The sequence below is a fragment of the Sphingomonas sp. Ant20 genome (assembly GCF_000783375.1).
GTDB lineage: Bacteria > Pseudomonadota > Alphaproteobacteria > Sphingomonadales > Sphingomonadaceae > Sphingomonas > Sphingomonas aerolata.
This window is the reverse complement of the sequence record NZ_JRVI01000075.1, coordinates 1-22,513: the sequence shown is the minus strand read 5'-3', so window position 1 is coordinate 22,513 and position 22,513 is coordinate 1. Positions and strand designations below refer to the sequence as shown.

The 22,513-nt window shown below is 67.1% G+C and carries 17 protein-coding genes and 4 pseudogenes; 10 read left to right on the top strand and 11 right to left on the bottom strand.

From position 1 onward, the window contains the following. Positions 1-67: 67 nt before the first annotated feature. Positions 68-673, bottom strand: a complete 606-nt coding sequence (locus NI18_RS11320) for a hypothetical protein (protein ID WP_031438832.1) — start codon at positions 671-673, stop codon at positions 68-70. Between the two features lie 116 nt (positions 674-789). Here NI18_RS11320 and NI18_RS11315 point away from each other — a divergent pair, with 116 nt between their 5' ends. The 3 genes and pseudogenes from NI18_RS11315 to NI18_RS11305 all read left to right on the top strand — a co-directional run bounded on the left by NI18_RS11315 (position 790) and on the right by NI18_RS11305 (position 5,707). Then, positions 790-3,198, top strand: coding sequence for a ligase-associated DNA damage response DEXH box helicase (locus NI18_RS11315; protein WP_306286381.1), 2,409 nt, complete (start codon positions 790-792; stop codon positions 3,196-3,198). 66 nt (positions 3,199-3,264) lie between these two features. Beyond that, positions 3,265-4,236, top strand: a complete 972-nt coding sequence (locus tag NI18_RS11310; protein WP_037529966.1) for an aspartyl protease family protein — start codon at positions 3,265-3,267, stop codon at positions 4,234-4,236. A gap of 80 nt (positions 4,237-4,316) precedes the next feature. Beyond that, positions 4,317-5,707, top strand: a pseudogene (locus NI18_RS11305) (M20/M25/M40 family metallo-hydrolase). Between the two features lie 160 nt (positions 5,708-5,867). On the opposite strand, the gene NI18_RS11300 reads toward NI18_RS11305, so the two are convergent. After that, complete coding sequence (locus NI18_RS11300) at positions 5,868-7,832, bottom strand: potassium transporter Kup (RefSeq protein WP_052149153.1); 1,965 nt, start codon at positions 7,830-7,832, stop codon at positions 5,868-5,870. A 124-nt stretch (positions 7,833-7,956) separates the two neighbouring features. Here NI18_RS11300 and pdeM point away from each other — a divergent pair, with 124 nt between their 5' ends. Then, a complete protein-coding gene (gene pdeM, locus NI18_RS11295) occupies positions 7,957-8,652 on the top strand; it encodes a ligase-associated DNA damage response endonuclease PdeM (RefSeq protein WP_052149152.1) in 696 nt (231 codons plus the stop codon). Between the two features lie 15 nt (positions 8,653-8,667). On the opposite strand, the gene msrA is transcribed toward pdeM, so the two are convergent. The 4 genes and pseudogenes from msrA to pabB all read right to left on the bottom strand — a co-directional run bounded on the left by msrA (position 8,668) and on the right by pabB (position 12,770). Continuing rightward, positions 8,668-9,327 (bottom strand): peptide-methionine (S)-S-oxide reductase MsrA, encoded by a 660-nt coding sequence (gene msrA, locus NI18_RS11290; protein WP_037529969.1) that lies wholly within the window; start codon positions 9,325-9,327, stop codon positions 8,668-8,670. Between the two features lie 84 nt (positions 9,328-9,411). After that, entirely contained in the window at positions 9,412-9,558 is a 147-nt protein-coding gene (locus NI18_RS25690) for a hypothetical protein (protein ID WP_166746496.1), read from the bottom strand. Positions 9,559-9,760: 202 nt separating this feature from the next. Beyond that, entirely contained in the window at positions 9,761-10,960 is a 1,200-nt protein-coding gene (locus tag NI18_RS11285) for a pyridoxal phosphate-dependent aminotransferase (RefSeq protein ID WP_037529965.1), read from the bottom strand. 50 nt (positions 10,961-11,010) lie between these two features. Beyond that, positions 11,011-12,770: pseudogene (gene pabB / locus NI18_RS11280) on the bottom strand (aminodeoxychorismate synthase component I). A gap of 80 nt (positions 12,771-12,850) precedes the next feature. On the opposite strand from pabB, the gene NI18_RS11275 reads away from it, so the two are divergent. Then, positions 12,851-13,519: an MBL fold metallo-hydrolase gene (locus NI18_RS11275; protein WP_031394761.1), complete on the top strand. Its 669-nt coding sequence runs from the start codon at positions 12,851-12,853 to the stop codon at positions 13,517-13,519. A gap of 187 nt (positions 13,520-13,706) precedes the next feature. On the opposite strand, the gene NI18_RS11270 is transcribed toward NI18_RS11275, so the two are convergent. Next, complete coding sequence (locus tag NI18_RS11270; protein WP_037529968.1) at positions 13,707-15,326, bottom strand: M28 family metallopeptidase; 1,620 nt, start codon at positions 15,324-15,326, stop codon at positions 13,707-13,709. A 38-nt stretch (positions 15,327-15,364) separates the two neighbouring features. Next, positions 15,365-15,808, bottom strand: a complete 444-nt coding sequence (locus NI18_RS11265; protein ID WP_037529964.1) for an MAPEG family protein — start codon at positions 15,806-15,808, stop codon at positions 15,365-15,367. A gap of 207 nt (positions 15,809-16,015) precedes the next feature. On the opposite strand from NI18_RS11265, the gene rpmF reads away from it, so the two are divergent. From rpmF to NI18_RS11240, 5 genes are all read left to right on the top strand, one after another. Then, positions 16,016-16,195, top strand: a complete 180-nt coding sequence (rpmF, locus tag NI18_RS11260; protein WP_031438822.1) for a 50S ribosomal protein L32 — start codon at positions 16,016-16,018, stop codon at positions 16,193-16,195. 27 nt (positions 16,196-16,222) lie between these two features. Next, positions 16,223-17,251, top strand: a complete 1,029-nt coding sequence (gene plsX / locus NI18_RS11255) for a phosphate acyltransferase PlsX (RefSeq protein WP_031395324.1) — start codon at positions 16,223-16,225, stop codon at positions 17,249-17,251. Then, a complete protein-coding gene (locus NI18_RS11250; RefSeq protein WP_031395325.1) occupies positions 17,248-18,216 on the top strand; it encodes a beta-ketoacyl-ACP synthase III in 969 nt (322 codons plus the stop codon). Before plsX ends, NI18_RS11250 begins: the two co-directional genes overlap by 4 nt. Before the next feature lie 94 nt (positions 18,217-18,310). Further along, a complete protein-coding gene (locus NI18_RS11245) occupies positions 18,311-18,610 on the top strand; it encodes an integration host factor subunit alpha (RefSeq protein WP_031395326.1) in 300 nt (99 codons plus the stop codon). Positions 18,611-18,618: 8 nt separating this feature from the next. Then, on the top strand, positions 18,619-18,978 hold the full coding sequence (locus tag NI18_RS11240; RefSeq protein WP_031438821.1) for a MerR family transcriptional regulator: 360 nt from the start codon (positions 18,619-18,621) through the stop codon (positions 18,976-18,978). A gap of 61 nt (positions 18,979-19,039) precedes the next feature. On the opposite strand, the pseudogene NI18_RS11235 reads toward NI18_RS11240, so the two are convergent. The 3 genes and pseudogenes from NI18_RS11235 to NI18_RS11225 all read right to left on the bottom strand — a co-directional run. Further along, positions 19,040-20,607: pseudogene (locus NI18_RS11235) on the bottom strand (peptide chain release factor 3). Between the two features lie 232 nt (positions 20,608-20,839). Further along, positions 20,840-21,715: an aldose 1-epimerase family protein gene (locus NI18_RS11230; RefSeq protein ID WP_031438819.1), complete on the bottom strand. Its 876-nt coding sequence runs from the start codon at positions 21,713-21,715 to the stop codon at positions 20,840-20,842. A gap of 190 nt (positions 21,716-21,905) precedes the next feature. After that, positions 21,906-22,513: pseudogene (locus NI18_RS11225) on the bottom strand (phenylalanine--tRNA ligase subunit beta); the annotation flags it as partial.

Here is a 22,513-nt window from a genome sequence, read left to right as displayed (position 1 = left end):
ATGCTACTACGCCCGAGCCATGGCTGCGGTGCCACGCGCGACAGCGGAGCGACACCGGCGCGGCCGCCTAGCGCCGCCGGCCGACCTTGACTGACTTCAGGATCGCATCCATCCGCGCCGCGGCAACCGCCTGGGTCGGTGCATTGCGCGGCGGCGGCGATCCCGCCTTGGCCGCATAGGTGATCCGGTCGACCGCGTAGCAGGTGCCGCCGATGACGCTGCGCAGCGTGAGTGCTCGGACCTGCTGGCTCATCCCGGCGTCGCCCGTCTCATAGGTCGCCCAGCGCTGGCCGCCGAGCGTGCGATCGGCGAGGCGGCGGCTGTTCGCCGATGTCAGCCCGTCGGTGGTGCAGCGCGCGATCACCGCCGTGCTCCGGCTGAAGCCGACCTGGATCATCTCGGTCACCTGCCCCTGCCCGTCGGTCGGCTTTGCGACCTGCCAGAACCGGACGATGCCGACGCCCCGCCCGGGCAGCGTGCCGTCCCACATCGTCCGCCAGCCGCTGGTCATCAACGCGCGGCCGGCAAAGTTGCGCGTCGGGGTCAGGCTCGACGGATAGGCGAGGCGAACCGTGCCGCCTGCGCCGACGAACTTCTGCGTCGCCGCCGTCGCATTGGCAAAGGGCAACAGCGCGATCAGGGACAGCGGCGCGAGATGGCGAAGAATCGACAAGGTTGGTCTTTCACAGGCTAAACAGATCGATGGTCCGACAAATCGCCGACCGGGCGGGCGCCGTCCATGGCGTTGCGGCATAGTGCACCCATATGACGACCATGCGTGAACAGGCCGTGAGCGACCTTCCCCCCCAACTCGATGACTGGTTCGCGACACGGGGCTGGCGGCCGCGCCGGCATCAGACCGACATGCTGGCGCAGGGACGCGCCGGGCACCACGCGCTGCTGGTCGCGGCGACGGGGGCAGGCAAGACGCTCGCCGGGTTCCTGCCGACGCTCGCCGAGTTGATCGAGGAGCCGACCAGCGGGCTCCACACACTTTATGTCTCGCCGTTGAAAGCGCTCGCGGTCGACGTCCAGCGCAACCTGCTGACGCCGATCGAGGAAATGGGCGTCGACATCCGCGTCGAGACGCGCACCGGCGACACGCCGTCGGACCGCAAGGCGCGGCAACGCGTGAAACCGCCGCAGATCCTGCTGACGACGCCCGAATCGCTCTCGCTGCTGCTCAGCTATCCCGACAGCATCACGATGTTCGAGGGCATCCGCACGATCGTGATCGACGAGGTCCATGCGTTTGCGACGGGCAAGCGCGGCGACCTGCTCTCGCTGTGCATGGCGCGGTTGCAGACAATCTCGCCGGGCATGCGGCGCGTCGCGCTGTCGGCGACGGTCGCGGATGCCGACGGCTATCGCGCATGGCTCGCCCCCGACGGCGATATCGACCAGGTCGCGATGGTGCAGGGCGAGGCGGGCGCGGATCCGGACATCGCGATCCTGCTGCCCGAGGGTCGCATCCCGTGGTCGGGCCATTCGGGCCGCTATGCCGCCGAGCAGGTGATGGCGGAAATCGAGAAGCATGCGACGACGATCGTGTTCTGCAACACGCGCAGCCTCGCCGAGCTGATCTTCCAGGATCTGTGGAAGGTGAATGCGAACACGCTGCCGATCGGCGTCCATCATGGCAGCCTCGCACGCGAGGCGCGGCGCAAGGTCGAGGGCGCGATGGCGGAGGGCAAGCTGCGCGCGCTGGTCGCGACCGCGAGCCTCGACCTCGGCGTCGACTGGGGCAATGTCGACTGCGTGATCCAGATGGGCGCGCCCAAGGGCTCGTCGCGGCTGCTCCAGCGCATCGGCCGCGCCAATCACCGGCTCGACGAAGCGAGCAAGGCGATCCTCGTCCCCGGCAACCGGTTCGAATATCTCGAGGCGCGCGCCGCATTGGACGCGGTCGAGGCGGGCGAGCTCGATCCCGACCTGTTCCGCGTCGGCGCGCTCGACGTGCTGGCGCAGCATGTGATGGCCTGCGCCTGCGCCGCGCCGTTCCGCGAGGAGGACCTGCTCGACGAGGTCCGCTCGGCCCTCCCTTATTCCGCGCTGCCGGCCGAGACCTTCTCGCGCGTGCTCGGCTTCATCAGCGACGGCGGCTATGCGCTCAAGGCCTATGACCGGTTCAAGCGGCTGACGCAGGATGCGGACGGCACATGGCGGATCAGCCACCCGAAGTTCATCGGCCAGCACCGGCTGAACGCGGGGATCATCGTCGAGGCGACGATGCTCAACGTGCGGTTCGGCAATGGCCGCGCGCTCGGCCGCGTCGAGGAAGGCTTCGCGGCGCAGCTCAGCCCCGGCGACACCTTCTTCTTCGCCGGGCTCAGCCTCGAGGTGGTGAAGATGGACACCGAGGACCTGGTCGTCCGCGCAACCTCCAAGCCTGCGCGGATCCCGACCTATGGCGGCAGCCGGATGCCGCTGTCGACCAACCTCGCCGACCGCGTCCGCGGGTTCCTGGCGCATCCTGGCGAATGGGCGCGGTTTCCCGACGATGTGCGCGAATGGCTCGAATATCAGCGGCTTCGCTCGGTCCTGCCCGAACCCGGTCAGCTGCTGGTCGAAACCTTCCCGCGCGAAGGGCGGCATTACATGGTCGCCTACAGCTTCGAGGGGTGGAACGCGCACCAGTCGCTCGGCATGCTGATCACCCGGCGGATGGAAACGCAGGGGCTGAAACCGCTCGGCTTCGTCGCGAACGACTATGCTCTGGCGGTGTACGGGATCGACAAGATCACCGACCCGGCATCGCTGTTCTCCGCCGATATTCTCGAACATGAGTTCGTCGACTGGGTGCAGCAATCGCACCTGCTCAAACGCGCGTTTCGCGAGGTCGCGGTGATCGGCGGGCTGGTCGAGCGCCAGCATCCCGGCAAGCGCAAGACCGGACGCCAGGTCACCTTCTCGACCGACCTGATCTATGACGTACTCCGCAAATACGAGCCGACGCATTTGCTGCTCGAGGCGGCCTGGGCGGATGCGCGCGCACGGATGACCGATGTCGGGCGACTGGCCGGGCTGCTCGACCGCGCGGCGGAAACGATGCTGCATGTCGACCTCGAGCGCGTGACGCCGCTCGCGGTGCCGATCCTGACGCTGATCGGGCGCGAGAAGGTCACCACCAACACGTCCGACGACGCCCTGCTGATCGAGGCGGAGGCGCTGGCGGCCGAGGCGATGCGGATCGACTGAACGGACCCGAGACGAACCAGGGACGAACGACTTGTCGTCCGTCGGTTTCGGGCGCAGCATCGGGTCATGCGCAGGTGGTCAGGCCCGGTGTTGCTCATCATCGCTGCCCCGGCTGCGGCCCAGCAGTCTGCCCCGGACGCTACCCCGCAACCCGCCGCCCCGCCCGCTTATGCTGCACCGGTCGATGATGCAGCATCTGCAGCAAACACGGTGATGCTGTTCGGGCAGGACGAGAGCAGGATGACCGTGCCCGTGTCGATCGCGGGCACCAGTCCGCAGAAGTTCGTCGTCGATACCGGCGCGCAACGCACCGTGATCTCACGCGAGCTTGCGGCGGTGTTGCGGCTTGCGCCCGGCCGGATCGTCCGCGTCACGGGCATGACCGGATCGGACAACGTCGCGACCGTGATCATCCCGGCGCTGCGGGTCGGCACGATCGACACCCCGGCAATCGAGGCGCCCGCGATCGCCGCGCAGAATCTGGGTGCGCTGGGGCTGCTGGGGATCGACACGCTGCAGGGACGCGCGGTGGGAATCGATTTCGACACCCGCACGATGACCGTGACGCCCGCGCGCCGGCGCAACCGCCGCGAGCGAACCGAGCGGGGCGAGATCGTCGTCCGGGCACGAAGTCTGTTCGGCCAGCTCGTCGTCACCGACGCCTATTGCAACGGCGTCCGGATCCGCGTGATCATCGATACCGGGTCGTCGGTCAGCATGGGCAATGCCGCACTGCGCCGCAAGCTGTTGCGCAAGCCGGTCCGATCGCAATCGATCGCGCTGACCGGTGTCACCGGACAGACGGTGATGGCGGACTATTCGACGATCGATCGCGTCATGATCGGCAGCCTGACGATCACCAGCCTGCCGATCGCGCTGACGGCCGTCGACGCCCCGCCCTTTCGCCAGTTCGGACTGGCGGAACGGCCCGCGATCCTGCTCGGCATGGATGCGCTCATGCTGTTCCGCCGCGTCGACATCGACTTTGCCAATCGCGAGGTGCGGCTTGCCCTGCCGCGCAATGTCCCGCCGCGTTGAGGTTGCGTGATCGATCATTCGCTGCAACGCTGCTGCAATAAACGATCAAGGGGACGACGATGCGCGCAGTAAGCAGGGTGATGGCGGGAATGATGCTGACGGCCAGTGTCGTCACCATGCCCGGTACGGGATTTGCGCAGAGCCGCCCCGACCAGAAGGCGTTCTTCGGACTCTACAAGGAGCTGGTCGAGACCAACACGACGCTGTCGTCGGGCAGTTGCACACAGGCCGCCGCGCAGATCGGCGCGCGGCTGAAAAGCGCGGGCTATGCCGATGCCGACATCACCTATTTCTCGGTGCCCGAGCATCCCAAGGATGGCGGGCTGGTCGCGGTGCTGAAGGGGTCGGACGCGTCGATCAAGCCGATGCTGCTGCTCGGCCATCTCGACGTCGTCGAGGCCAAGCGCGAGGACTGGGTGCGCGATCCGTTCACGCTGATCGAGGAGGGCGGCTATTATTATGCCCGCGGCACCGTCGACGACAAGGCGCAGGCGGCGATCTGGTCCGACGCGATGATCCGCTTCAAGACGTCGGGCTATACGCCGAAGCGGACGATCAAGCTCGCGCTGACCTGTGGCGAGGAGACGACCTTCGCGTGGAACGGCGCGCAATATCTCGCCGCAAGCAGGCCCGACCTGATCGCCGCCGAATTCGCGTTGAACGAGGGCGGCGGTGGGCGGCTCGACGATAATGGCAAGCGCCAGCTGCTGGCGATCCAGGTCGGTGAGAAGGCCGCGCAGAATTACACCTTCACCGCGACCAATCCCGGCGGGCACAGCTCCCAGCCGACGCCCGACAACGCGATCTACGAACTCGCCGATGCGGTGAAGGCGGTGCAGGGCCATGAATTCCCCGTGACCTTCACCGACACGACGCGCGCCTTCTTCGCCGCGAGTGCAAAGGCGATGCCGGGCACGATGGGCGACGCGATCACGCGCCTGCTCGCCAACCCGCAGGACAAGGCGGCGGACGCGATCGTCAGCCGCGACAAGGCGATGCATTCGACGCTGCGCACCACCTGTGTCGCGACGCTGCTGAGTGCGGGCCATGCCGAAAACGCGCTGCCGCAGCGCGCGACCGCGAATGTGAACTGCCGGATCTTTCCCGGCGAGACGGTCGACGGCACGCTGGCGAAGCTGAAGTCGCTCGCCGGTACCAAGGTGAGCGTGACCGCGAACCAGCCGGTCCGGCCGACCGCGATCCCGCCGACGCTCGATCCCAAGATCATGGGCCCGGTGACGAAGGTCGCGGCCAAGCACTTCCCCGGCCTGCCGATCCTGGCGTTGATGTCGACCGCGCGACCGACGGGATCTTCTTCGAGGCGATCGGCATCCCGGTCTATGGCGCGCCGGGCGTGTTCATCGACAAGGACATGGGCGGCATCCACGGCCTGAACGAACGGATCCGGATTGCATCGCTCTATGACGGCCGCGACTATCTGTACGATCTGGTCAAGGCGTTCGCGGGATGACCGCTCGTCCCTCTCCCCCCGGGGGGAGAGGGAGGGAGGAGCCGCAGGCGACGGAAGGGTGAGGGGCATTGGGATCATCGTCCGTAGCCTCAAGCCCCTCACCCTTCCCACCCGGCTTCGCCGTGCGGGCCCCTTCCCTCTCCCCTAGGGGAGAGGGAGTCTAGACCGTCACCTGCTCGCCGAGTTCGAGCACCTTGCCCGGCGGGATCCGCAGGAAATCGGTCGGATCGCTCGCGTTGCGCTGCAGGAACATGAAGATCCGGTCCTGCCAGGGCGGCATGCCCTTTTCCGCGTCGGGCTTGAGCGTGTTGCGGCCGATGAAGAACGACGTCCGCATCGGGTCGAGCCCGAGCTGCTCGGTCTTGGCGCCGACACCGAGATCGCGCGGTACGTCGGGCGATTCCATGAAGCCGTAGGTCAGCACGACGATCGAGAAATTGTCATCGACCCGCTCGACCTTGGCGCGGCCTGCCTGATCGACGAACGGGCGATCCGCGGTGCGGATGCTGACGATCAGGTTGCGCTCGTGCAGAACCTTGTTGTGCTTCAAATTGTGGAGCAGCGCGCCGGGCGTGGCGTGCGGATTGGCGGTGAGGAACACCGCGGTCCCCGACACACGCTCGGGCGGGCGCTTCTCGAGCGCGGCTGCAAGATCGCTGAGCGGGATGCTCTGCCGCTTCTCGAACGCGCTGACGATTTTCTTGCCGCGCACCCAGGTGAAGATGATCAGCCCGATCGACGCCGCGATCACCAGCGGCACCCAGCCGCCCTCGATCACGCGCAGGATGTTCGCGCCGAAGAAGATCAGGTCGAGCGTCAGGAACGGCAGGATCGCCGCCAGCGCCAGCGGCCGCGACCAGTTCCAGCGGTGGCGCACGACGATATAGGCGAGCAGCGTGGTGACGACCATCGTGCCGGTCACCGCGATACCATACGCCGCAGCCATCGCCGACGAGGTCTTGAACTGGATCACCAGCACCAGCACGCCGATCAGCAGCAGCCAGTTGATCGCGGGAAGGTAGATCTGCCCGGCGAACACCGCCGAGGTCTGGCGGATGCGCAGCCGCGGCAGCAGGCCGAGCTGGATCGCCTGCTGCGTCAGGCTGAACGCGCCGGTGATCACCGCCTGGCTGGCGATGACCGTCGCGAAGCCCGCGAGGATGATCAGCGCGGGGCGCAGTGATTCGGGTGCCATCAGGAAGAACCAGTCCTGATTGACGAACGGGACGCCCCGACGCGCGGCATCCTCGAGCTGCGACAGCGCGAACGCGCCCTGCCCCAGATAGTTGAGCGCGAGCGCGGGAAAGACGAGGAAGAACCAGCCGATGCGGATCGGCAGCTTGCCGAAATGGCCCATGTCCGCGGTCAGCGCTTCCGCGCCGGTGACGGTCAGGAACACCGCGCCGAGCACGAACAGCCCGGTGACGCCGTGGGTCGCGAGAAACGCGACGCCGTAGGTCGGCGAGAAGACGCGGACGATCGAGGGCTCGTCGGCGATATGCCACACGCCCAGCGCACCGATCGCGACGAACCAGACGATGCAGACCGGACCGAACAGCTTCGAGACATGCGCCGTGCCGCGCGACTGGATCACGAACAGGACGATGAGAATCGCGATCGTCAACGCGCGCACCACGCCTTCGTTGAAGATGTGCGCAGCGCTCGGGATCGTGCGCAGCCCTTCCATCGCCGAGAGGACGGACAGTGCGGGCGTGATGATCGCATCGCCGTAGAACAGCGACGCACCGGCGGCCCCGAGCACGATCGCGATCTTCGAGCGCACCCCCAAGGCCCGCCTTGCAAGCGCTGCGAGCGCAAGCACGCCGCCCTCGCCCTGATTGTCCGCGCGCATCAGGAAAATGACGTATTTTACCGTGACGACGAGGAACAGCGACCACAGCGCGAGGCTGAGCACGCCGAGAATCTCGCTCGGATCGATCCCGCCCGCCGCACTCTGGCCGAGCGCTTCGCGAAAGGCATAGAGCGGGCTGGTGCCGATATCGCCGAACACCACGCCGATCGCCCCCACGGTCAGCGCGGCAAGCGCCGGGTGCGGGTGAAGATGCGCCGCCGACAGATCGGTGGACGTTTCAGCGGGCTGGGGTGTTCCGGCGACGGACGACATGGCGCGAAAAGCGCTCCTCCTGATGGGACGGCGCGCTTTACGCCGATTGCAGCCATGCGCAAGTGTTCGACGCTGCGCTGCACAATCGCTTGATTCGAACGTCGACCGACGGCATGGCCACCTGATGGTTCCCTTTTCGTTCGGCGGACACACGCTTTCGGCGCTGGCGGCAGGTGCGGTTTACTGGCCCGCGCGACACGCCTTGCTGGTCGCCGACCTGCATTTCGAGAAGGCGAGCTGGTTCGCCAGCCGTGGCCAGATGCTGCCACCTTATGATTCGATCGCGACCTTGACCGAACTCGCCGCCGTGCTCGATGCGACCGGCGCGACCGAGATCTGGTGTCTCGGCGACAGTTTCCATGACAACGACGGCTGCGTCCGGCTGCCGCAGCGCGCGCAGGAGATGCTGCGCGCCATGACGCAAAAGACGCACTGGACCTGGATCACGGGCAATCATGACCCGATGATCCTCGACCGGTGCGGTGGCACGGTCGTCGACGAGGCCTGTGTCGATGGCCTGGTACTGCGCCACGAGGCCGATCCCCGTGAAACCCGACCCGAACTCTCGGGCCATTTCCATCCCAAATTGCGGCTTCGGCTGCGCGGCAAGCAGGTCGCGCGACGGTGTTTCGTCGCGACCGAGACCAAGCTGATCCTGCCCGCCTTCGGATCGCTGACGGGCGGGCTGGACGTCGACCATCCCGAGATCATCCGCGCCGTGGGCAGGGGTGCGCAGGCGCTGTTGCCGGTCGCGGACCGGATGCTGCGCTTTCCGGTCGCCGCGCAGCGACCGGACACGCGGATCGCCGTGTCTGCCTAAAGCGATCAGCCGGCGTCAGCTGGCGATCGTCGGGAAGGCCTTGCGGAACGCCGCGAGCTTGGGCTTGTCCCAGGCGACGATGTAGGGATGCGTCGGATTCCGGTCGAAAAAGTTCTGATGATAGGCTTCGGCGGGATAGAAGCTGCCGGTTTCCAGCGTCGTGACGATCGGCCGCGCGAACGCCCGCGTCTGACCGAGTTGTGAGATATAGGCGCGTGCGACCTGCGCCTGCTGCGGGGACTGCGGGAAGATCGCGGAGCGATAGCTGGTGCCGCTGTCGGGACCCTGGCGGTTCAGTTGCGTCGGATCATGCGCGATCGAAAAATAGACGCGCAGCAGCGTGGCGTAGCTCACGACGCGGGGATCATAGCTGATCCGCACCGCCTCGGCATGCCGCGTGGTTTCGCTCGACACCTGCTCATAGGTCGCGGTCGCCTTGGTCCCGCCGGCATAGCCTGCGGTCACGCCCTTGACGCCGCGGACATGCTCGAACACCGCCTCGAGCCCCCAGAAACAGCCCCCCGCCAACACTGCGGTCTGCAGGCCGCCCGTCCGCGGGACATCGACGGTCGCGGCCGGGATGATGACCGCGCGCTCTGCCTGCGCAGAACCGGTGGCGATGACCGCACCGGCGAGTCCGACGGCGGCGAGCGTTGCGAAAAGGGGCGTGTGCATGTTGATCATGTGGGGCGTCTCGATGACGTTTCCAGCCCCGGCGCGGAATGCCTTTCGGCGACCGATCACCGGGATTCAGCAGGCTCAGCGCTGGGCGGGCGCGGTGTGCACGGGCGCGCCATACACCGGCTGCGTTGCCTCGGCGGGCTGGAACGCAAGGAGACCCAGCGCACCCAGAACAAAACCGCCAGTAAACTGCCAGAGAAAGCTCGACTTGATAAGATTGCGCATCATGCGCTCCTGTTGAAATCAGACTTGGCGTGATCCCGGTGGATCACGTCAGCTACGACCCAGCATGTCGTGGGGATGCCGCGTCTTCACAATGCCGTTTTATGAAACGGTCGATTAACGCGATGTGGCCAATCCGTTCATCCGCCAGCAGGGTTGCTGGCGGATGTCCGGGCATGTCCGCGATGTTGCCGGGCGTGCTGGATCAGCGTAGCGCCGCGCAGGCGGTCTGGATCCGCGTGCAGGCCTCGCGCAGCAGCGTGTCCGACGTGGCATAGCTGATCCGGAACGCGGGGCTGAGGCCGAACGCCGCGCCCTGCACGACTGCGACCTTGGCATCGTCGAGCAGATAGCCGACCATCGCCTCGTCGGTGTCGATCAGCCGACCGTTCGGCGTCGACTTGCCGATCAGCGCGGCGAACGACGGATAGACGTAGAACGCCCCCTCGGGCGTCGGGCATTCCATGCCGTCGATTTCGTTCAGCATCGACACGACCAGATCGCGGCGGCCCTGGAAAGCGGTGTTGCGCTCGGCGAGGAACGACTGGTCGCCGTTGAGCGCAGCGACCGCGGCGGCCTGCGCGATCGAGCACGGGTTCGAGGTCGACTGCGACTGGAGCTTGGCCATCGCCTTGATCAGCCAGCTTGCGCCGCCCGCATAGCCGATCCGCCAGCCGGTCATCGCATAGGCCTTGGAACAGCCATTGACGGTCAGCGTGCGCTCGAACAGCTCGGGGCACGCCTCGGCGATCGTCGCGAACCTGAAGCCGTCATAGACGATATGCTCGTACATATCGTCGGCGAAGATCCAGACATGCGGGTGCTTCGCGAGCACCGCGCCCAGAGCCTTCAGCTCGTCGATCGTGTAGCCGGCGCCGGTCGGGTTCGACGGCGAGTTGAGGATCACCCACTTGGTCTTGGGCGTGATCGCCGCGTCGAGCGCCTCGGGTGCGAGCTTATAGCCGACCTCGGGGCCGGCCTTGACGATCACCGGTACACCGCCGGCGAACTGCACGACGTCGGGATAGCTGACCCAATAGGGTGCGGGGATCACGACCTCGTCACCCGGATCGATCGTCGCGACCATCGCGTTGAACAGGGTGTGCTTGCCGCCCACGTTCACGCTGATCTGGTCGGTCGCATAGGTCAGGCCGTTGTCGCGCGCGAACTTGGCGGCGATCGCCTGCTTCAGCTCGATCGTACCGTCGACATTGGTGTATTTCGTCTTGCCGTCGCGAATCGCCTGGATCGCGGCCTCCTTGACGAAATCGGGCGTGTCGAAATCAGGCTCGCCCGCCCCCAGCCCGATCACGTCGACGCCGGCGCGCTTCAGTTCGAGCACACGCGACGTGATCGCGAGGGTCGGCGAAGGGCTGATGCGGCCAAGGGCGGCGGATGCGTGCATGGTGAAACCTCTGCGGTTGACCGCAGCGGCGCCTGCGGAATTCGCGCGGGCTATACGCCGCGATCGCCTGATTTCGCAACCGCAACAACGGCCGGAACGAGCCCGCGCACCGCATTTCCCATACGGAACCCGTTGGCGAGGTCGGCGCGCGTCAACCGTCCCTCGACCGCCTGGCCGCTGGCGAGCAGATCGGCGCGCAGCACGCCGGGGATCAGCGCGCCCGCAAGCGGGGTCACCAGCACCCCGTCGCGCGGCACGAACAACGAGGTGAAGCTCCCCTCCGTCAGGAAACCGTCGGGCCCCTCGAACACCACTTCTGTGGTACCCGCGGCACGCCGCGCGCGTCGTAAAAGGCGCGGTCGCTGGTCTTGTGGCGCAGCCGGATATCGGCGGGCGCGACGGGCAGCGGGACGATCGCGACCGTCATCTGCGCGGGCGTGACCGGCATCGGACCGACCTGGATCGCGACCGCGCCCGATGCCGCGACGACCAGCCGGATCCGCCGCGGACCGCGCAGCCGGAAGGTCGCCGCCTGCAGCTCGTTCCGAACCGCGTGACGATCGAAGCTGAACCCCAGCGCCGCAGCACTCGCGGTCAGCCGGGCGAGATGCAGTTCGAGCCGCATCACCCCGTGTTCGGGATCGAACGCCATCGTCTCAATCAGGTCCAGCTTGCGCTGTCCGGCGGTGACGAAGGCCGCCTTGTCCGCGCATTCCTGCCATTCCTGGTCGGCGACGCTGTCCGCGACGATCCCCGAGCCGAGTCCCATCACCGCGTCACCGTCGCGCACCGTCAGCGTGCGGATCGCGACGTTCAGCGCGGCGTCGCCGCCGGGATCGAACCGGCCGATCGCGCCGGTATAGAGGCCGCGGGGACGGGCCTGCTCGACCTCTGCAATCACTTCCATCGCGCGCTGCTTGGGTGCGCCGGTGATCGAGCCGCAGGGAAACAGCGCGGCGAGCACATCGATCGCATCGCGACCTGGGGTCAGCCGCGCTGCCACCGTCGACGTCATCTGGTGGACGGTTGGATAGGTTTCCACCGTGAACAGGTCGGGGACCGAGACACCCTGCGCGACCTGCGACAGGTCGTTGCGCATCAGGTCGACGATCATCAGATTTTCCGCGCGCTGCTTCGGATCGGCGGCTAGTTCCTCGGCGAGGCGGCGATCGACGTCGGGCGTGGCGCCGCGCGGCGCGGTGCCCTTCATCGGCCGACAGGTCAGCCGATCGCCCTCGAGCGTGAAGAACAGTTCGGGCGACAGCGACAGACAGGTCTCGTCGCCCGTGTCGATCAATGCGCCATAGCCGGCGCGCGCCTGGTGTCTGAGACGGGCATAGAGCGCGCGGGGATCGCCGATGAACGGCACGGTCGCGGCAAAGGTCAGATTGGCCTGATAGATGTCGCCCGCCGCGATCAGCGCGAGCAGCCGCGCGATTCGCGCATCATAGACCTCGCGGTCGATCTGCGGCTGCGGCGGCCCAACCCAGATTCCGGCAGGATCGGGCAACAGCGCGGGCAGCGCCGCCGCGGGGATCGTCTCGTAGCGCTCGAACAGGCCGAACCACAGCAACGGGCCGTCCGGCGGGCCGGTATCGACCGCACGCGACGCGAACGTCATCCCCGCTTCGTAGGCCAGCATCCCCGCGGCATGCAGCCCCTCGGCCAGACCGCGACGGATCTCCGCAAGCGCGGGTTGCACGGCATCGGGGGTGTCCGCGCGAACGACCCGAACAGGCCGGTCGTACAGGCGCGCGGGGGCCCCCGCCTCCCGGGCATCATCAAGCAGCACGAAGGGCGCAGTCCACATCGTGCCGACTGATGCACGGGGCGGCAGGCAAACCGCAAGCGGCGATTGCCCGAAACCGCCCGCCGCCCTATTTTGCCGGAATGACAAAGACCTCCCTGCCGCCGCTGCGTGCCGCGATCATCCCCGTCACGCCGATCCAGCAGAACTGCACGTTGCTGTGGTGCACCGCGACGATGAAGGCGGCGGTGGTCGATCCCGGCGGCGACCTGCCGCGAATCAAGGCGGCGATCGCGGAGGCGGGTGTGACGGTCGAGAAGATCCTGCTGACGCACGGGCATATCGACCATGCCGGCGAGGCGAAGGCGCTGGCCGACGATCTGGCAGTGCCGATCGAGGGGCCACACGAGGCCGACCGTTTCTGGCTCCAGCGGCTTGATCAGGACGGGCCGAAATACGGGATCGCCGGCGTCAATTTCGAACCCGACCGGTGGCTCGTCGAGGGCGACCGGGTGTCGGTCGGCGACCTCGTTCTCGATGTCTACGAAACGCCGGGGCACACCGAAGGCCATGTGATCTTCCATCACGCGCCATCGAAATTCGCGCAGGTCGGCGACGTGCTGTTCCAGGGGTCGGTCGGACGATCGGACATGCCCGGCGGCAATCACCGGGTGCTGCTGTCGTCGATCGTCGAGAAGCTGTGGCCGCTGGGCAGCGATACGAGCTTCATCCCGGGTCACGGCCCCGCGAGCACGTTCGCCCATGAGCGCGCGACCAACCTGTTCGTGAGCGATCGGGCGCTGGCGGCGTAGGTCCCTGTTCCCCCGCGGAGGCGGGAGGACACCGGGAAGCAGATGTCCAACGTGCCAATCACCCCACCCCGGCGAAGGCCGGGGCCCAGTTGGGGGACGAGAATTGGCGAAAGTCGCGCACCGTTACTGCAACCTTCCCAACTGGGCCCCGGCCTTCGCCGGGGTGGTAGCGAGTGTGGGTTGAGTCCTACTTCCGCTCCCCCGCGCTTTCAGCCCGAACCGACTTGAACTCCGATTCGTTGCGCCACTCCGGCCAGAGCCTGCTGTTCGCCAGCTTCGTACCGATCGTCTGGAACAGACCGACATCCTGCGCCGCGCCGCGCAGATCCCAGTCCGCACTCCAGGCGTCACACGTCTGGTGATAGCATTTCATATAGCCGTCGAGCCACGCCTGCCCCGCGGGTCTGCCGCCCGTCACGAGGTCGGACGCACCGCTGATCGCCATCAGCAACAGCGTCGGCACGCCGCGCCGTGCGACCGAGAAATGATCCGCGCGGTAGAACAGCCCCCGTTCGGGGAGCGCTTCGGGGGTCACGACGCGGCCCTGCGCCTTGGCGGCATCGCCCAGCATGTCCTCGAGGCTGTTCTGACCCGCGCCGACCAGCAGGACGTCGCGCGCCGGCCCTGCCGTCTGGAGAATGTCGAGCGTCAGGTTGGCGACCGTCTTCGCCGCGTGATAGACCGGTTTTACCGCATAGGTTTCCGACCCGAGCAGCCCCCGCTCCTCCCCGCTCCACAACGCGAAGACGAGGCTGCGGTCGGTGCGCGGCGCGGCGGCAAAGCTGCGGGCAAGGCCGAGCACGCCCGCGACGCCGAGCGCGTCGTCATTGGCACCCGGGCGGATCGTGCGCCCCTGCGCATCGGGCGCGCCGACGCCATACGCATCCCAATGCGCCCCGAACATCACCACTTCGTCGGGACGGGTCTTGCCGGGCAGCATCGCCAGCACGTTGCGGCTCTCCGCCGTGTCGTGACGGACAGGAAGGTCGGTCGTGAACCGCTGCTTCAGCGCGATGGGGCGGAAATCGCTGTGCCGCGCGGCCTTGCGCAAGGTGGCGAGGTCGAGGCCGGAGGCGGCAAAGAGCCGGGTCGCGGCGGCCCCTTCGATCCACCCCTGCAGCAGGACGCGCGAGGCCGGATCCTCGCGCACGATGTCGTAATTCTCGCCCGCGGGTGCGGTGACCGTCGCCCAGCCATAACCGGCACCCGGCGTGTCGTGGACGATCAGCGCCGCCACCGCGCCACGCCGCGCGGCCTCCTCGAACTTGTAGGTCCAGCGTCCATAATAGGTCATGCGCCGATCGCCGAACCGGCCCTTGGCATCGTCCCCCGCCACCGCCTCGAAATCGGGGTCGTTGACCAGGAAGACGGCGACCTTGCCCTTGAGGTCGAGACCCTTGAAGTCGTCCCAGCCGCGTTCAGGGGCGGTGACGCCGTAGCCAACAAAGACCATCGGCGCGTCTGCGATCGCGACGCGGTCGACCCCGCGCACCGTGCTGAGATAGACGTCGCGGCCCTGGACCAGCGGCGTTGCCCCGGCGCGCACGCTGCCCTGCCCCAGGCGCGTGTGGACCAGCGGCACCGCCTGCGTCCAGCTGCCGTCCGGCCCGCCCGGCGACAGCTTCATCGCCTTGAACTGCGCGATGAGCCAGTCGATCGTCCTGGTTTCGCCCGCGGTTCCGGGTGCCCGCCCCTCGAACGCGTCCGACGCCAGCGTCCTGACATCGGCGGACAGATGCTCGGGTGAGATGGCGTCCTGCGCCGGGCCGTCCTTCGCAAGACCGGGCGTCGCGACCGCGAGCAGCATCGGCGTGGCGAGGAGCGCGGCGACATTCCGGACGATGCTCATGCGCGACCCTCGATCGGTGCGGTCTGGAACGTCGTGACCGACGGCGTGGCACCGGCCTGATAGGCGATCGCGAGCGCCCAGCCCGCGAGCAGCGCCATCAGCGCCCAGGTCGCGAGCGCGCCGCCGGCGCGCGGCAGGTTCGACGTCGTCTTGTCCATGCCGAAGGCGTGCGCGATTCGCGCGACAACGAAAACGACTCCCGCGATCCACAACCAGCGGGGTGATCCGCCGCCCAGTTCGATCAGCGCAAACAGGATCAGGATGAAGGGCGCATATTCGACGAAGTTCGCCTGCGCCCGCATCCGCCCCTGCAGGACCGGATTGCCATTGTCGCCCAGCAGGACATTGTCCTTGAGGCGAGTCGGCACGATCCGGAAGGCCAGCCAGAGATTGATGATCGCGGCCGCGGCGGCGATCGTCAGGGTTACGGGCAGGATCATGCAGCTTATTCCTCGATGTTTCCGGTGTGCGCGGGTCGTGCCACTGTGCCACCATGCTTGCAACGCAGGCGATTATCGCTATAGCGCCACGCTTCGCGATGCGTCAGGCCGTATGGTAGCTCACGCGGCCGACCTTAACAGTCGGTTGCCGACTCCTTCGTCCGGGCCTATCGGAGCCCCGACCTTTATAAAGAACAAGGTGCCGAAATGGCCGTCCCCAAGAGAAAAACCTCGCCCTCCAAGCGCGGCATGCGCCGTGGCCACGATTCGCTGACGATCGCGGCATTTCAGGAGTGCCCGAACTGTGGCGAACTCAAGCGCCCGCACAACCTCTGCACGTCTTGCGGCCATTACAACGGTCGCGAAATCCTTTCGGTCGAGGGCTGAGCCCTTACCTGAGCGAAGGACGTGAGCATGCCCGACAGCGCCTGGATCGCCGTCGATGCGATGGGTGGCGATGACGGGCTGGCGGTAATGCTGGCGGGTGTCGCGCGTGCGCGACGCCAGTTTGACGGCATGCATTTCCTGCTGGTCGGTGACGAAACCGCGATTCGCGACGGGCTGAAAGCCCATCCGAATCTCGAACTCAACTCCGAGATCGTCCACGCCCCCGAGGTGGTTGGCTCGAGCGACAAGCCGAGCCAGGCGATTCGTCGCGCCAAGACGACATCGATGGGCATCGCCATCGATCTCGTCAAAAAGGGGCGTGCCGCAGCCGCGGTCTCGAGCGGCAACACCGGCGCGCTGATGGCGATGGCGAAGCTGTCGCTCAGGACCCTGCCGGGCATCGATCGCCCGGCGCTCGCCGCGCGCCTTCCGACGCTTGGCGACACCGACATGGTGATGCTCGACCTTGGTGCGAATACCGAGTGCGATGCGCGCAACCTCGTCCAGTTCGCGATCATGGGCGGCGCCTATGCACGGACCGCGCTCGACATCGCGCATCCGCGTGTCGCGCTGCTCAATATCGGCAGCGAGGACATGAAGGGCACCGACGAGATTCGCGAGGCCGCCGCCATGCTGCGCGCGACGCCGAAGCTCGACATGGACTTCACCGGCTTCATCGAAGGCGACCGGCTGTCGCGCGGCGATGTCGACGTCGTCGTGTGTGACGGCTTTTCGGGCAATATCGCGCTCAAGACCGCCGAGGGCACCGCGCGATTCGTCGCCGACCTGCTCAAGCGCGCATTCCGCAGCTCGGTCCGGTCGAAGCTCGGCTTCCTGATTTCGAAGCCCGCGACCGAATTGCTGCGCGATCATCTCGATCCCAATAATCACAACGGCGCGGTGTTTCTCGGGCTCAACGGCATCGTCGTTAAAAGCCATGGCGGCGCCAATGAGCGTGGCGTGGCGACGGCGATCGGCAATGCCGCCAAGATGGTGAGAAACGACCTCGTTCGCCGGATCAGCGACGATCTGGGCAACGTCAAGGAAGCCGCATGATCCGTTCGGTCATTACCGGCACCGGATCGGCCCTGCCGGTCCGCCGCGTCTCGAATGCGCAGCTGGCGGAACAGGTCGACACCAGCGACGAATGGATCGTCGAGCGCACCGGCATCCGATTCCGCCATATCGCCGGCGAAGGCGAGACGACCGCGACTCTGGCGGCGGATGCCTGCCGCGCGGCTCTCGCTGCAGCAGGCGTAGACGCGCAGGACATCGACCTGATCGTGCTCGCCACCGCGACGCCCGACCAGACCTTCCCCGCCAGCGCGACCAAGGTGCAGGCGATGCTCGGGATCGACGACTGCGTCGCGTTCGACGTCGCTGCGGTCTGCTCGGGCTTTCTCTACGCGGTCCAGGTCGTCGACAGCATGATCCGCAGCGGCGTCGCCAAGCGCGCGCTGGTGATCGGTGCCGAGACGTTCAGCCGGATCCTCGACTGGGAGGATCGCACGACCTGCGTCCTGTTCGGCGACGGTGCGGGCGCGATCGTGCTCGAGGCGCAGGACACTGCCGATGCGGACGGTCGCGGGATCCTGACCACCAAGCTGCATGCCGACGGGCGACACAACCAGCTTCTCTATGTCGATGGCGGCGTCTCGACGACCGGGACGGTCGGCAAGCTCAGGATGAAGGGCCGCGAGGTGTTTCGTCACGCAGTGACCAACCTTGCCGCCGTCATGACCGAATCGCTGGCGATGGCGGGCTTGTCCGCGGACCAGGTCGACTGGGTCGTGCCGCACCAGGCGAATGCCCGGATCCTCGACGCGACCGCGCGCAAGCTGGGCCTTGCCCCCGAGCGCGTCGTCGTCACCGTCGACCAGCATGCCAACACCTCCGCGGCGTCGGTACCGCTCGCGCTCGACGTGGCGGTCCGTGACGGACGGATCCAGCAGGGCCAGATCGTCGTGCTCGAGGCGATGGGTGGCGGCTTTACTTGGGGTGCGGCGGTCATCCGCTTCTAAACGCAACTGAAAGCCAGTTGCAATTTGTCCGATAAAGCTCTTCCGATGATCACGCTGCTTGTGTAGGTACCGCAATGGGTGTGGGAGTTTCGGAATGACAATGACGGGTACGCTGACACGAGCCGATCTAGCCGAATCGCTTCATCGCGAAATCGGACTTTCGCGATCGGATGCTTCAAAAGTCGTCGAACAGATCCTGACCGAGATGTGCGAAGCACTGACCAGCGGGCAGAATGTCAAGATTTCGGGCTTTGGTACGTTCGTTCTGCGCGACAAGGGCGAGCGCATCGGTCGCAACCCCAAGACGGGCGTCGAGGTGCCGATCGCACCGCGCCGCGTGCTGACGTTCCGCGCAAGCCAGATGATGCGCGAACGCATCGTCGGCGCAGGCTGAGGCACGCGATGCCGGACAGTTCCGGCAAGGCCAGTACCGCATTCCGGACCATCGGCGAACTGTCGAACGATACCGGCTTGCCACAGCATATCCTGCGCTATTGGGAAACGCGTTTTCCCCAGCTCCGACCGCTCCAGCGTGCTGGGAATCGTCGCTATTATCGCGTCGAGGACGTCGCGCTGGTGCGCCGGATCGACCAGCTGCTCAATCGCGACGGCTATACCGTGCGCGGCGTCCAGCAGCTGTTGGCCGCGGAAAAGGGCGCACCGGCCGCGGTCGCTGCCGAGATCGTTGCGCCCGCCGAGACGCCGATCACGGCACTGCGCGCGATCCGCGACATGCTCGCCGAGGCCCTGGCCGCGGATTGATCCGCATGCCTGCCGGTTCGTCATCCTCGCGTGGGCGGGGATGACGATCGATGGCGGTCCCTTACCGTTCGCGGGTCGCGGCGAAGCGGATCTTCGCATAGCGGTCGGCGATATAGTTCACTTCCCACGCGCTCTTGGCGAGGAACACTGGGTTCCCGTCGCGATCCTTCGCCATCGCGCCGCGGTTGATCTCGGCGAAGGTCTTGAGCTCCTGCGGATCTTCCGCCGATATCCAGCGCGCGGTCTCGTACGGCGCAGGCTCGAGCCCGGCCGCAACCTTGTACTCCGCATCGAGCCGCGACAGCAGCACCTCGAGCTGGAGCTGCCCGACGACGCCGATGATCCAGTTCGAGCCGATGTCGGGGTAGAAGACCTGCGTCACCCCCTCCTCGGCCATGTCGTCGAGCGCTTTCCGCAACTGCTTGGTCTTGGTGAAATCCTTCAACACGACGCGGCGCAGGATTTCGGGCGCGAAGTTCGGCAGGCCGGTGAAGCGGATCGCGGCGCGTTCGCTCAGCGTATCGCCGACGCGCAGCGTGCCGTGGTTGGGGATACCGATGATGTCGCCGGGGAACGCCTCGTCCGCCAGCTCGCGGTTCTGCGCAAAGAACAGGATCGGCGAGTGGACCGCGATCGGCTTGCCGTGGCCCGTGGGCGTCAGCTTCATGCCGCGCTTGAACACGCCCGAGCACAGCCGCATGAACGCAATCCGGTCGCGGTGGTTGGGATCCATGTTCGCCTGCACCTTGAACACGAAGCCGGTGACTTCGGGCTCGTCGGGGGAGATGGGGGCGGGCTCGGCGGGCTGCGCGCGCGGTGGCGGGGCGTAGTCGGCGAGCGCTGCGATCAGCTCGGCGACACCGAAATCCTTGAGTGCCGAGCCGAAATAGACCGGCGTCAGATTGCCTGCGCGATAGGCGTCGGCGTCGAAACTCGAATAGCCGCCCTGTGCGAGTTCGGCCTCGTCGGAGAGGCGGACGATACCTTCGGGGCTCAGTATCTCGGCGAGCTTGGGGTCGTCGATACCCGCGAACGGGATCGCCTTGCCCATGAATTCGCGGCTGTCGCCTTCGGGGCGGCTCAGCGTGTTGGCGTAGAGGTCGTACACCCCCTCGAACTCGCCGCCCATGCCGACCGGCCAGCTCATCGGGCAGACGTCGAGCTGAAGCATCTCGGCCACCTCGTCGAGCAGCGAGAACGGGTCGCGCCCCTCGCGGTCGACCTTGTTGACGAAGGTGATGATCGGCACGTTGCGCAGGCGGCAGACCTCGAACAGCTTGCGCGTCTGCGGCTCGATGCCCTTGGCGGCGTCGATCACCATGACCGCCGAGTCGACCGCGGTCAGCGTGCGGTAGGTGTCTTCCGAGAAGTCCTCGTGGCCCGGCGTGTCGAGCAGGTTGAAAGTGATTCCCTGGCGTTCGAACGTCATCACCGACGACGTGACCGAGATGCCGCGCTGCTGCTCGATCTTCATCCAGTCGGAACGGGCGCGGCGGTTCTGGCCGCGCGCCTTCACCTCGCCGGCGAGATGGATCGCGCCGCCGAAATACAGGAGCTTTTCGGTCAGCGTGGTCTTGCCGCGTCGGGATGCGAGATGATCGCGAAGGTGCGGCGGGGAAATTGGGTCATGGCGTGGGTCCGGGGAGCCTGTCGCGGCTCGCAAAGAAGGTTGGGCCGGGAGTCCGGCGGTCATGCTGCCGCTCTTGGCAGATGCGGGGGCCGGAGGACAGGGGGTGCAATCGCAGCGATAGCTGGTCCCCTCCCCTTCAGGGGGGCTGGGGGTGGGGTCTCACCACGGGCTTGGCGCTTGCGGCTATGCCCCACCCCACCCCCACCCCCTCCCTGGAAGGGGGAGGGGTTTTTAGCGGATCAGCGTTACGTGGAGCGCGATGCGCTTGGTGGCACCTGCTGGGATCTCGAAGACGCCGGGCTTGGCACGGAAATCGCCGTCATAGCCTTCGGGGTCCGCGATGCCGTGCCACGGCTCGACACAGACATAGGCCGCGCCGGGCTTGGTCCAGATGCCGAGCATCGGCGTGTCGGGGAAGTCGATCCGCAGCTGCGGGCCGGTTTCGGCGCCATAGGTGACCGAGTCGGACCGGACCGAATCCCAGACCAGCGCATCCTTCGCGAACAGCGCGTCCTGCAGGCGCAGCGTCCGCCCCTCCAGCGGCGAGGGCCGTTCGCCCTCCGCGATCGTGCCGTCGTCGGCGATCATGCGCAGCGCATCGGGCTCGTCGGCCGAGAAGACGATACGGTGGTCGGCGCGATCCTGTCCGTAGGGCAGCGGCCAGGCGAAGGCGGGGTGGAAACCGAAGCTCGCCGGAAGCGGCTGCGCGGCGGGGTTGGTGATCGCGACGTCGACGCTCAGCGTCGCGTCGACCAGCGCGAACGTCACCGTCAGCCGGAAATCGAACGGATAGACCACACGCGTCTCGGGCGTCGCCTCGAGCGTGAAGGCGACCGATCCCGGCTGCTGCTCGGATACCGCGAACGCCATGCGGCGGGCGAAGCCGTGCTGCTTCATCGAATATTCGGTGCCGTCGACGCGGATCGTGTCGCGGTAGGGGCGACCGACGACCGGGAAGAGGATCGGCGCGTGGCCGGTCCAATAGGCCGGGTCGGCGTCGGTCATCAGCTCGCGCCCGTCCGCGTCCTTGAGCGACGTGAGCTCGGCGCCGAGCGGGTTGATCTGCGCGGTGAGGTGGTCGTTGGCGATCGTGATCAGGTCGGTCATTGGGGTCCTTCCTTCGTGGTCGAACATGCGGGTCTTCAAAACGCTCATCGGACAACCCGGCGGCCCCACCCCGGCGAAGGCCGGGGTCCAGTTGGAAAGGTGGAAGTAACGAGAGACTGTCCGCCGTTACACCCGTTCCTCAACTGGGCCCCGGCCTTCGCCGGGGTGGTGTTGGAGGGTGAGGAGACGCTCAGACGCGCAGGCTCGCGCCCTGCTTCGCTGCCGCCGCGACGACCTTGTCCGCGACCGCCTTCAGCTCCTCGTCGGTGAAGCTCTTGGCGGTGGGTTGCAGGACGATCTCGACCGCGACCGACTTGTGGCCGTCCTCGACGCCCTGGCCGGTGAACACGTCGAACACGCGCGCCGAGACGATCGCAGCCTTGTCGGCGCCCTTGACCGCACGCACCAGCGCGTCGGTCGCGAGCGCCGCCGGCACGAGGAACGCGAAGTCGCGGCGGACCGCCTGCAACGCCGGCGGCGTGTAGGCCGGGCGCGCGAAGCCCGAAGCGCGCTTGGGCGGGATCGCGTCGAGATAGACTTCGACCGCAGCGACCGCGCCGTCGAGGTCGAACGCCTTGAGCACCAGCGGATGCAGCATGCCGAAGCTCGCCAGCACCGTCTTCGGCCCGAGCCGGAGCGTGCCCGACTGACCCGGATGCCAGGCATCACCCGCCTCCCCCATGACCTGGAGATTGTCGACGGGTGCGCCCGAGGCGGCGAGCAGTGCCAGCGCTTCGGCCTTCGCATCATACGCGTCGAAGCTCGCGGCCTTGCCGTCGCGCCAGCCGCGCGCGGGCC